Genomic DNA, 11,617 nt, shown 5'->3' on the forward strand with positions numbered 1-11,617 from the left:
CCGGCTCTTCTAGGTTCTGTGTGATAAGTTTAATTGACATAGGATCGATCGATCTTTGTGTCCTTTGTGTCTTTGTGGTTCGTTCCACCCCCTCGCTCTTGAGAAATGTATCTTAGAATACATTTTACCCACCAAAGCTGGGAGAGCCTTCGTCCTTGTGTTGTGGTGCAAAATGATGCTCTGAATCAGTCACAAATTGGGACGGTTATTGTGTGTCCATTAACAACCAATTTGAGACGAGCAAAAGCCATTGGTAATGTTTTATTGAATGAGGGTGAAGGGAATTTACCTGAATCCAGTGTTGTTAATGTTTCACAGGTTTTCACGGTTGATAAACGTCTTTTAACGGAGTCTATCGGAAGACTTTCTCGGGAAAAAATCAAATTAATTATTCAGGGAATTAAGTTGGTTATTGAACATCAAGAACTCGAATAATAGGGGGTTATAAAAGGATTTAAAGAATCCATTAACATAAAAAAAGCGTACAGCATCGCCGCTCACGGTTACTTCGGACGTTTAATCTTCCAATAGGCGTTGTCAAATTGAAAGATGATCCGAATCAGCTTGGAACTGAAATTACTTTGATAGCAAGGATTGCATGCCATCTTTCATATTCTGATCTGATACCAAATCCATTTTTAAAAAATGATTATTTATTCCCTCTTTTGCCTATTGCCTATTGCCTGTCCTCATAAATAGCCTATACTCAGCGGATTTAGTATAAAACCCTTACCTCGTCTATATTTCCCATTTATTCAGCAGCCCCTAAATAGGGACAAAAAGCCAAATAGAACAGACAAAAAGCCTGTTCTATCAATTAGGAGAAAAAAACTTAAACGGTCATGATATCTTTTTCTTTTGTCGCTAATAAATCCTCGATTTTGGCGATAAATTTATCGGTGGATTTCTGCACCTGATCCTGTAAATCCCTGGATTCATCCTCAGAAATTTCGTGACTTTTTTCCTGTTTACGGATAGCATCGATCGCATCCCGGCGAATATTGCGGACAGCCACCTTTCCCTCTTCGGCTAATTTCGCCGCTAATTTGACCAAGTCCTTGCGGCGATCGCTAGTGAGGGGAGGGATATTCAAACGAATGGTCTGACCGTCATTACTGGGGGTTAAACCCACGTCCGAGAGAGAAATCGCCTTTTCGATCGCCCCCATACTGGTACGGTCGAAGGGTTGAATGGCGATCGTGGTTGCGTCGGGAGTGCTAATGGTCGCCAGGGACTTGAGGGGAGTTTCCATGCCATAATACTCCACCACGATCCGATCTAAAAGAGAAGCATTTGCCCGGCCAGTACGAATCGTATTAAAAGCTCTCTGGGTTGATTCGACGGTTTTCTGCATATGGTCTTGAACTTCAGCTAACTTCACAGAATCCTCCTACCAATGTTCCAACGGGTTCACCTTTGACAGCGCGAACAATATTACCTGCTACCGACAGATCGAAAACGACTATCGGGATATTATTTTCCTTGCACAGAGCGATCGCAGTTCCGTCCATCACCCGCAGATCATGGGTCAGCACATGACCGTAGGTGAGACTTTGAAAGCGTCGCGCATTAGGGTTGTGAGAGGGATCGGAATCATAAACCCCATCCACTTTCGTCGCTTTAAACACCACTTCCGCATCGATTTCGGCAGCGCGCAGGGCTGCCGTGGTATCGGTGGTAAAGAAAGGATTACCCGATCCCGCACCGAAAACCACCACCCGACCTTTTTCCAGATGACGGATGGCCCGCCGGCGGATGTAGGGTTCAGCTAATTCCTGCATAGCGATCGCCGTTAATACCCTGGTCGGTACTTGCGCTCGTTCTAGGGCATCCTGCAAGGTCATAGCGTTCATGACTGTTGCTATCATACCAATATAATCGGCCGTAGCCCGATCCATGCCGGCCGAGGCGGCTTTCACCCCGCGAAAAATATTGCCCCCACCGACCACGATCGCCAATTGGATGCCTTGGTCAACCACTTCGGAGATTTCCTGGGCGATAGCGGAAACCACCATCGGGTCGATCCCATAGCCGAGATTGCCCATCAGGGCCTCCCCACTCAGTTTTAATAATACCCGCTTGTACGCCATGCCCTTACTACCACTCGCTAAAACAAGATCTAGATAATTTTTGTCTCCCCATAAGATAGCAGGTTTTGGCCTTGATTTAAGCTGACCAGTTTACTCTCCCCCGGGGCCGACAAGTTAAGATTAATAAATCTTTTCCTTGGGAAATTAGTATTTAGTGATACCTTTGTTATTAAGGGAAGCTTAGTTTTATTGAGAATTAATAACCGTGGTCAGCGATCGATTACTATTGGTTAACAAAAACAATCAAAGGGACGCTAAAACCGATACCTTTGATTGGATGTATGAGTTTCAGGATGGAACTCGTCTGATGGGCAAGGTTTGCGGTTACTTAGACCCCGATAGTAATCGTCTTCTTGATCCCGAAAACTGCAGCGCTATCTACCAGAATGCCCAAGGACAAGTGCTTAGTCGTTGGCAAGCTGGAGATTTTATCACTTTTGAACTAACCACCACCGGGGAAGATCTCCTGATCGTGGCTTCTAATGACAATTGTACTGGTAATAGTCTCTGTTTGGTTTCGGGCATTAGTCGCAGCTGCGCTCAAGTTACCGATGAAGGAAAATCCCTTGTCCGGGAGGTTTTTCAATACCCTGCTTGGTCTTTGCAGGGCGATAATAGCATTTCTAAGCCAGCTTTCAGTTGGAATTGTTCCGTATCTCCCTTTTTTCCCTTTGTTTCCCTGCGTTTTAATCTCCAGTCCACCGGCAGCAAAAAGTTCTATCGTTGGACGGTTTCCCCCTATTTTCCCTTTTGTCCCCTCTTAGAAGTGGTAGAATCCCTTGCCTAATTAGGGTTTGCGGCAAAAAGTTTTTCGGTGGGGGCAGGGGGGGTGTAGGGTTTTAGAGATTTTGAGGGGGTCAATTACCTAATTTTCAGGGAAAAAGTCCCTGAATTTTCCACCCGATCACTCCGGGATCTGGTACTTTTTGGAAACCAAAAAGTCTAAAAGTCTTACCCAACAAGGTTTTTAGATTTATTGAGCAAGCCCTAATTAGCCTTCTCTATTCTTTTGCAGATAATCGACTAAGGCCCATAATCCTAGGCGATAACTTTCGGACCCAAAACCGCTAATCTGTCCGATGGCTATATCGGCAATGTAGGAATGATGACGAAAAGACTCGCGTTTGTAAATATTGCTTAAGTGTACTTCCACACAGGCCATTTTTGTGCCTAATAGTGCGTCGCGGATGGCGATACTGGTATGAGTATAAGCTCCCGCATTAATCAAAATACCGTGCTGCTGACCCCATGCTTGCTGAATCCAGTCCACTAATTCCCCTTCCTGATTGGACTGATGGGCAGTTAAATTCACCCCTAAACGGGTAGCTTCTTCGCTTAAAAACTGGTTAATCGTCTCTAAATTAACGTTACCGTAGAGATTCGGCTCTCTTTTCCCCAATAGGTTTAAATTCGGTCCGTGCAGAACCAGAATGCTTAGTTTATTCACCAATCTCCCCCATCTAGACCACGAGAATTAATCTTATCTCGATCAGGGACTATTGCCGATCAAGAAAATTTTTGCCGCTACGGTAATCACTGCACCAATAGTAGCACTGAGCGCACCGACAATGATCGGCAGAATCAGACCTCGGAATCCCTGGAGGTCAGAAATAGCTTTAATCATGGTAGCCTGTTCACTTTCCACCTTTTCGAGTCGTTTATCCATCCCTCCGACTTTCTCGGTTAAAGCGACCAATCCTATCGATTTAACTTGTTCGTTTTCCACCTTTTCGAGTCGTTTATCCATCCCTACGACTTTCTCGGTTAAAGTAGCTAATCCTATCTCTACTTTATTTAATCTTTCATCGATTCTGTCAAAGCGCTCATCAATCTTGTCAAATTTTTGATTAACGTCCCTTTGTAGATTATCTATTTTTCCCTCGATCCTGGTCAGAATAGTTTCTAGGGAATAAGTGACGGTTTCTCCGGACATTCTGGTAAACTCCCCTTAGTTTTATCTTGATCCTTCTCCCATTCTCGCTTTATCCATGGGAGACTACCCTTTAATTATCACCCCAAAATGTAGTGCCAGTGTTTGTTTCCCCAGCAGATACCGGCATCTGTCCCCTTTTGTCGATTAAATTTGTTAGATTTTGGAGGAGAAATGTTAACTTATTTTAAAATTTATGCTGACCAGCACTGCTGCCCATCCCGTCGGGGGAACAGATATCGATCGCTTTGATTGTCGTCAAGTTTGGTATCCTATCTACTACGTCAAAGATTTAGACAAAAAGCAGCCCCAACGCTTTACCCTACTAGAAGAGGATTTAGTGATTTGGTGGGACAAAAATCAGCAAGAATGGCGAGTTTTTGAGGATAAATGTCCCCATCGCCTCGCTCCTCTCTCAGAAGGTCGTCTTAACGAAAGCGGACATCTAGAATGTCCCTATCACGGTTGGTCTTTTTCCGGGGGAGGAAACTGTGAATTTATTCCCCAACAACCAGAAAACAGTCAAGCTAACACCTCTCGACGCGCTTGTGTGCGGTCTTTACCCACGGCTATCCGTCAGGGATTATTATTCGTTTATGCGGGTAATCCCGAAAATGCTCCCCTGACTGCGATTCCAATTATTGAACCCCTGGAGGAGGATGCTGATGCTTGGATTTGTTTGGATACCTTCCGAGATCTACCCTACTCGGCCGTCACTTTAATCGAAAATATTATTGATTCTAGTCATGTTCCCTATACCCATCATCTCACCATCGGTAATCGGGCCAATGCCGCTCCTATGGAATTAGAAATTATCGAGTCCAATCGTCAGGGATTTAAGGGAATTTGGCCCGAAGGACCGCGTAAAGGTCAATTAGGTCAGCAATACAGCAATTTTATCGCCCCCGGATTAATTTACCACGATCTCACCTCGGAAAAGTTCGGACGGACTTTAACAGCTGTCTATGCAACCCCCATCCGTCAGGGAGAATGTCGTCTCTTTGCTCGTTTTCCCTTTAAATTTAACTCTAAGCTGCCGAAATTCTTCATTAAGCTTACTCCCACTTGGTATTCCCACATCAATCAAAATGCTATTCTCGAAGATGATCAGATTTTTCTCTACTATCAAGAGCGTTATCTGCAAGCTCGGGGGGATAGTCGGAATTTTAGTCAAGCTTGTTATCTCCCCACCAAAGCGGATTTATTCGTGTTCGAGTATCGCAATTGGGTTAATCAATACCAAGCTGATCCTTTTGCCGGTCAACCTTTCCCCCCCCTACAATCAAAAGAGATTCTCCTGGAACGCTATCACTCCCATACCAAAAATTGTGCTGTTTGTCAAGGGGCTTTAAAAAATATTAATCGTCTCCGGGGGTTAACATTAGCGATCGCCATTATTCTTGGTCTATCTTTACCACTTTTAGCCCTAATTTTCGCTCAATCGGCCCTCCTTCCCGTGACAGTGCTGACAGCATTAACTGTCCTTATGGTGGCAGTTTATTGGCGCTTGGGAGAACTGATAAAACAGTTTTATCAAGGACGGGAATTATTGCCGAGAAATACTGGTAAAAAGTGATAAAGCTGCCGAAAAAGAGCGGAAGTTAGGGAACTGGTTCCTCACTATCCACTTTCGGGGTTTGGTTTTGGAGAGATTGCTGAAGTTCTTGCCAGCGAGTTTCTGCCAGTTGTTTTTGTGTTTGCACTTCTCGGTCATTGGAACGATAACGCAGTGATTCTTGATAAGCTTGAATCGCTCGCTCGTATTGACCGAGTTTAAAGCAACTATTGCCTAAACTTTTCCAGGTTTCGGGGTTATCTTTTTGTCTTTGAATCGCCTGTTGATAGGCGTTTATGGCTTGGGAATAGTCGCCTAAACGATACCAAGCGTTACCGATACCGATAAAAACTTCGGCTTTTTGGGAAGAAATACGGCGAGCTTTTTCGTAGGAGACGATCGCTTCTTGAAATCTTTCCATTTGATGAAGTAATGCCCCTTGATTTAACCAAGCTTGATAATAATTAGAATTGGCCTCAGTTGCTTGCGTAAATGCCTGCAAAGCTTCTGACTTGCGGCCTAATTTTTGCAGAATAATCCCTTGACTATAGTGAGCTTGGGAAAATTGGGGATTAAATTGTCCAGCTTTGCTATAACTTTCTAAGGCATCATTAATTCTATTTAATTGATAGAAACTATTACCTTTTTGATACCAAATTAAGGAATTATCTGGTTCGATCACCAGAGCCTGATCGTAGGCTTTAACTGCCCCTTCATAATCCTCAAGATTCTGTAATGACCAGCCTTTTTTATACCAGATTTTGGCATCATTTTGTTGAAAAGTTAACAATTTTTCCAGAGCTTTTTGGGCGGCGGAATATTGTTGCAGTTCTAGATAGATATCGGCCTTACCTTGCCAAGCTTGACTAGCGGCAGCATTAAGAGATAGGACCCGCTCAAAACTTTCTAAGGCCTCCTGATTTTTGCCTAATTTATCTAAAGCTTCTCCGCGACCGAGCCAAGCTTGCCAAGCGGAATCTGGGTTAATTTGAATAGCTTTCTCGTAGGTATTTAAAGCTTCCGAGTATCTTTGTAAAGCCAATAAAGTATCGGCTTTTCCTTGCCATGCCTCAAGATAATCGGGATTAATTTTTAATGCTTGACCATAGTAATTGAGGGCATCGGTATAGCGTTTAAGTTGATAAAAAGTCTGACCTTGTTGATAGTAATCAAGAGAATTACGGGAATTTTGCCAATAATTAAAACCTAGATAAGCACCAGCTATTAAGCCAATTGTCCCGGAGACAAACAAGATTTTTGTTAGCCAAGATTTCCCTTGACGAGCAACCTGACCTTGAGGTTTCACATAGGTAGTTTTCGGCTCGAGATGATGAATTTTACCTAATTTTCTCAGATCGATTAATGCTTCACTGGCACTGGTATAACGCTGACGAAAATCATAGCGGATCATGCGCTCGATAACATAACTAAACTCGGCGCTAGTCATGGCCAAATGTTGCCAGAGAATTTCCCCCGTGCGATCATCCAGTGGAATCTCTTCGGGATTTTTAGCGGTTAAAGCTTGTAATCCAATAATACCAGTGGCATAGATATCGCTACTAAAACGCGGATAACCTTGGGCCTGTTCACTGGGGAAATAACCGGGGGTTCCGATAGCGACTGTAGAAACGGTTTTACCTTCTTTAACCACTTGAGTGCTAATTTGTTTGACAGCACCAAAATCAATTAAAACCAATTGATCATCTTGACGGCGACGAATAAGATTGAAGGGATTAACATCGCGATGGATCACCTGTTTCTGATGGACAAATTCGAGAATTGAGAGAATTTCTGTTAATAAAGCCACCACTTTCCCTTCATTTTGCCTATAGACACCGGCAGTAATTTCTCTGGCTAAATCTTCCCCTTCAATGTATTCCTGCACGAGAAAAAATTGCCCATTTTCCTCAAAATAAGCAAATAAACGGGGAATATGACGATGAATGCCCAATTCTTGCAGGATTTTCGCCTCGGTTTCAAAGAGTCGTCTAGCGATGGCTACAGTTTCGGCATCCCGGCACTGGGGTTGAAATTGTTTGATCACACAGCGATTTTGATTGGGTAACTGGCGATCGCAGGCTAAGAAAGTCTGTCCGAATCCCCCTTTTCCCAATTGACGGATAATCTGGTAGCGATGACTAAGGATTTTTCCGGCAGCGAGTTCCATAGACGATGGCAATCCAAGGTTTTTTACTATTCTAGGCTTTTCGGCTTTCTTTTGCGGTCGCTGGACAAAATGCGGCAACTCTCCCATTCTACTTTTTTCCCTATAGAGAGGGAAAAAATTCCCTGTGGAGGGGACTGACATGACAGACAGAAAAAAATAATCTAGAAACAGAGAAGGTTCACTGTTGTTTTTTGAGAGGATAACCGCTATGTCTATCAATCCTGTTACTAGAGCCGGCACAGCTTTACTAATTACCCTGCTCATGGGGTCGATGTCCGGTACTTTTCCCGTCCTCGCTCAAAGTAATGTTAATCGGCCACGTCTGATCGCTCAACAAATCTCGATTCCGGCGGGAACAGTTATCCCTTTGAATTACGAGAAAGCCGATAAAATTTTAGTTTCTAAAAGTGATGTTATTCCTCTGACTTTAACCGTAGCCAGAGATATTCGTGACCGGAATGGGAGTGTGGTGATTGCAGCGGGAAGTGAAGTTAAGGGTACTTTAGAAGCGGCAGGCCGAGGTGTGCGCTTTATTGCCGATGAAATTGCCCTCGATGGGGGTAATCGTACTATTCCCCTCAATGCCACTTCGCGATTAATTACTACCACTGAAACCGTGCGTAAAGGGGCAAAAACTCAAGATATCTTAGCGGGAACCGTCGCCGGTGCGGGGGCAGCCACAGCGATTGCTGCTCTCACAGGCGATCGCAAGATTGAAGTTCTCGATGTCTTAGCGGGGGCAGCCGTGGGAACCCTTGCAGGATGGGGTTTACCGACGGCGGGAATTGTCGGTGGTAGTTCCGCGCAGTTATACTCTGTTAACCCTGATCGAGATTTAAATATTACCCTGCAATCGCCCCTAGTGATCAGAGATTAGTAAACGGCAAACCATCACCAAATCCGCCAGCAGACGGATTTGGTGTCAACTCATTGGTTAAGCTGTTCGTAATTTAAATTGCCTGTTGAGATGAGGCAAGAGGCAACAGTAAAGGGATTGGGGGAGATTCGGCTAATCTAAAAATAAGCGATTTAAATACGTCTTAGCTTATTTCTGGATTTAATCGGAGCGATGGATTTGTTAGATTTTTAATAGTCGGTCTGTCAACCGATAGACAGAAATAGTTAAAACATCAGAATCAGAGATCAAAGTATGAAACTTCCTACAGGGTTACGGCGAACTATTACCCACGCTTTGGCAACTTTTCTGGGAGTTATGCTCGGTTTTAGCAGTTTAGCGGCGGTAAATGCTCAAAATCTGCCCACTGCTGCCACCGATCTGGCCAGAATCCCCCCAGAGATGACGGCGGAAAGTTTTGTCGCTAAGGCAGTGGCCCGCACAGGTGCGGCAGTGGTGCGAATTGACACCGAAGCGATCATTACTCGTCCCAATAGCCCCTTTTTTGATGATCCTTTTTTTCAGCAGTTTTTTGGGGAACAGTTTCGTGTTCCCACCCAGCAGCGAGTGGCGGGCCAGGGATCGGGTTTTATTATCGATGGCAGCGGTTTAATCTTAACTAATGCCCATGTGGTCGATAATGCCGATAAGGTAACGGTAACTTTAAAAGATGGTCGTAGCTTTAAAGGAGAAGTACGCGGTACTGATGAGATCACTGATTTAGCCGTAGTGAAAATTAATCCCCAAGGGGAAAATTTACCTGTAGCCGTCCTCGGCAATTCCTCATCCATACAAGTGGGGGACTGGGCGATCGCAGTAGGCAATCCCGTCGGTCTAGATAATACGGTAACTTTAGGAATTATTAGCACGATCGGGCGCTCGGCGGCTAAGGTGGGTATTCCCGATAAACGCATTGATTTTATCCAAACCGATGCCGCTATTAACCCCGGCAATTCCGGCGGTCCTTTACTCAACGCCCAAGGGGAAGTCATCGGCATCAATACGGCCATTCGTGCTGATGCCATGGGCATCGGTTTTGCCATTCCCATCGACCGGGCCAAGCAGTTACAAGCGACCCTAGAATCAGGTCAAAAGGTGGCCCATCCCTATATCGGTGTGCAGATGGTTAACCTAACTCCCGATTTAGCCCGGGCTAATAATCAAAACCCCAATTCTCCCATGATCGTGCCGGAAGTGTCGGGAATTTTGGTGGTGAAAGTCCTACCCAATACCCCCGCCGAAAAAGCCGGCATCCGTCGCGGGGATGTGATTGTCAAAGCTAATAATCAACCGGTTAGCGATGGCGGTCAGTTACAGGAAATGGTGGAAAAAACTGGAATCGGTCAATCTTTACCCCTCAGAATCAGAAGGGGGGAAAGGGCGATCGATCTCACCGTAATCACCGCCCAAATGTCAAATCAGTAATCAGTTATCAGTAATCAGTAATCAGATGTAAGTTTTCAGTTTATTGTTTACTGTTCACTGAAAAATCCCCCCATCAGCAAATCGGGTTTTTTCCTTGAGATGGTTCTCGGTTTTTGCTCTCGCCCCTATAATCTGTGTGTAAATTAGCTTGATTTCTTTGCGAGGATAATAACTATGGATCCGGCTCAAGTTAGCAATCAAGTGTACTTTATCAGGGATTTAGCGATCAGCTTCGGGGCGAAATTAATCGGGGCGATCCTACTCTGGTTTATCGGTAAATGATTAATTAATCTAGCGATTAATCTGCTCAAAACCAGTTTGGCTAAGGGCAACGTCGATCCTACCATCATTAGATATATCATTTCTTTCATCCTCATTGCCCTGCAAGTTGTCCTGATCGTGGCGATTTTGGGCTTTTTTGGCGTTGAAACCACCTCTTTTGCCGCACTTTTAGCCGCTACTGGTATTGCGATCAGGGCCGCTTGGGGGGGCTGTTGGCCAATTTTGCCGCCGGGGCTTTTCTAGTTATGTTCCGTCCCTTCAAGGTGGGCGATTTTGTCTCTGCGGGAGGTATAACTGGCACGGTGGACGAATTGGGTTTATTTGCCACTACTATTAACACTCCTGACAACATTAAAACTGTAGTCGGCAATAACAGCATTTTTTCTGGGAGTATTCAAAATTTTTCCGCTAATCCCTATCGTCGTGTGGAGTTGACCGCTCAATTAAGTCACGGGGTAAATGTCCCAGAAGCGATCGCTCTGTTAAAGGATAAAATTAGCCGTATCCCCAATGTTTTGACTGATCCCGCTCCCGATGTGGAAATTTTAGAATTTAATCCCTCCGGACTTCTCTTAGCAGTACGTCCCTATTGCAGTAACGATAACTATTGGCAGGTCTATTTTGACACTAATAAGGTTATCTATGAATCCTTCGGTGAAGCGGGCTATCCTATTCCTGCTACCCACACGGTTTTACACAATCGATAGACCGGGTTAAGCGAAGACCAGTTTTATACAGCTTTTCTGATCAAAATAAAGTATAAACTGATACCAAATCTGTTTTTGTGCGATTAATTCCCAATCCAAGTTTAAAGACCCACTTTCCACTCCCCACTCCCCACTCTCCTATACTTTTTAAACAGGATTTAGTATTTATCCGATTAGTGACGAGAGTAGTCTTCATTCTTCCCTGTCACCCTATTCTATAGCGAGCGGTCAATCGGCTTTGTTGTTCTCTCGCTCATCGGTTCAAAGGTAAAGGGGGTGAGGCGTGGATCTGTTGATGCCGTTTGAGGCTACCAAGAGATGAGTATGTTAAAGTGTACGGACACTTTTTCTGGGATTTAGTTGCTCTTTGCTTCCTCCGCATTTGATAATAAACATAGACAGACGCTACGGAGATCGATCGATATCTCCATCGGATTCTCGCCATTTTTTTGATAGGAGCTAAATATGAATAGGCTAGTAGAAAAAATTACGGCTATTGTCGAAAAACTACCGAATTTAAAACTATTAATTCTCTTCGGTTCTAGAGCGCGTGGAGAGCATAGGGA

12 protein-coding genes and 1 pseudogene are annotated in these 11,617 nt (G+C 44.4%); 8 read left to right on the forward strand and 5 right to left on the reverse strand.

Annotated elements, in window-relative coordinates; all coding sequences use genetic code 11:
- The first annotated feature begins 105 nt into the window (after window positions 1–105).
- Window positions 106–435 (forward strand): type II toxin-antitoxin system PemK/MazF family toxin, encoded by a 330-nt coding sequence (locus MICAI_RS06310; RefSeq protein ID WP_008199306.1) that lies wholly within the window; start codon window positions 106–108, stop codon window positions 433–435.
- Between the two features lie 397 nt (window positions 436–832).
- Here MICAI_RS06310 and frr read toward each other — a convergent pair whose 3' ends face one another.
- Entirely contained in the window at window positions 833–1,354 is a 522-nt protein-coding gene (gene frr / locus MICAI_RS06315) for a ribosome recycling factor (protein WP_369751901.1), read from the reverse strand.
- A gap of 13 nt (window positions 1,355–1,367) precedes the next feature.
- A complete protein-coding gene (gene pyrH / locus MICAI_RS06320; protein ID WP_002732255.1) occupies window positions 1,368–2,090 on the reverse strand; it encodes a UMP kinase in 723 nt (240 codons plus the stop codon).
- A 205-nt stretch (window positions 2,091–2,295) separates the two neighbouring features.
- Between pyrH and MICAI_RS06325 the strand changes: the two genes are divergently transcribed.
- Complete coding sequence (locus tag MICAI_RS06325) at window positions 2,296–2,877, forward strand: hypothetical protein (protein ID WP_008199312.1); 582 nt, start codon at window positions 2,296–2,298, stop codon at window positions 2,875–2,877.
- Between the two features lie 204 nt (window positions 2,878–3,081).
- Here the strand turns inward: MICAI_RS06325 and aroQ are convergent, their stop codons facing one another.
- Complete coding sequence (gene aroQ / locus MICAI_RS06330; RefSeq protein ID WP_008199320.1) at window positions 3,082–3,537, reverse strand: type II 3-dehydroquinate dehydratase; 456 nt, start codon at window positions 3,535–3,537, stop codon at window positions 3,082–3,084.
- A gap of 42 nt (window positions 3,538–3,579) precedes the next feature.
- The gene (locus MICAI_RS06335) at window positions 3,580–4,023 is read right to left on the reverse strand and encodes a hypothetical protein (RefSeq protein WP_008199325.1); all 444 of its coding nucleotides are present in this window, start codon (window positions 4,021–4,023) and stop codon (window positions 3,580–3,582) included.
- 193 nt (window positions 4,024–4,216) lie between these two features.
- Here MICAI_RS06335 and MICAI_RS06340 point away from each other — a divergent pair, with 193 nt between their 5' ends.
- Window positions 4,217–5,596 (forward strand): aromatic ring-hydroxylating dioxygenase subunit alpha, encoded by a 1,380-nt coding sequence (locus MICAI_RS06340; protein ID WP_008199331.1) that lies wholly within the window; start codon window positions 4,217–4,219, stop codon window positions 5,594–5,596.
- Between the two features lie 25 nt (window positions 5,597–5,621).
- On the opposite strand, the gene MICAI_RS06345 is transcribed toward MICAI_RS06340, so the two are convergent.
- Entirely contained in the window at window positions 5,622–7,742 is a 2,121-nt protein-coding gene (locus MICAI_RS06345; RefSeq protein ID WP_008199332.1) for a serine/threonine-protein kinase, read from the reverse strand.
- Window positions 7,743–7,950: 208 nt separating this feature from the next.
- On the opposite strand from MICAI_RS06345, the gene MICAI_RS06350 reads away from it, so the two are divergent.
- The 5 genes and pseudogenes from MICAI_RS06350 to MICAI_RS26915 all read left to right on the forward strand — a co-directional run.
- Window positions 7,951–8,619: a hypothetical protein gene (locus MICAI_RS06350; RefSeq protein WP_008199333.1), complete on the forward strand. Its 669-nt coding sequence runs from the start codon at window positions 7,951–7,953 to the stop codon at window positions 8,617–8,619.
- Between the two features lie 273 nt (window positions 8,620–8,892).
- Complete coding sequence (locus tag MICAI_RS06355) at window positions 8,893–10,062, forward strand: HhoA/HhoB/HtrA family serine endopeptidase (RefSeq protein WP_008199335.1); 1,170 nt, start codon at window positions 8,893–8,895, stop codon at window positions 10,060–10,062.
- Between the two features lie 318 nt (window positions 10,063–10,380).
- Window positions 10,381–10,587 (forward strand): hypothetical protein, encoded by a 207-nt coding sequence (locus tag MICAI_RS26905; RefSeq protein ID WP_008199341.1) that lies wholly within the window; start codon window positions 10,381–10,383, stop codon window positions 10,585–10,587.
- The gene (locus MICAI_RS26910; RefSeq protein WP_232306150.1) at window positions 10,557–11,051 is read left to right on the forward strand and encodes a mechanosensitive ion channel family protein; all 495 of its coding nucleotides are present in this window, start codon (window positions 10,557–10,559) and stop codon (window positions 11,049–11,051) included. The genes MICAI_RS26905 and MICAI_RS26910 overlap by 31 nt, the downstream gene beginning before the upstream one ends.
- A 465-nt stretch (window positions 11,052–11,516) precedes the next feature.
- Window positions 11,517–11,617: pseudogene (locus MICAI_RS26915) on the forward strand (nucleotidyltransferase domain-containing protein); the annotation flags it as partial.

The sequence above is a fragment of the Microcystis sp. T1-4 genome (genome assembly GCF_000297435.1).
In the GTDB taxonomy this organism is placed as follows: domain Bacteria; phylum Cyanobacteriota; class Cyanobacteriia; order Cyanobacteriales; family Microcystaceae; genus Microcystis.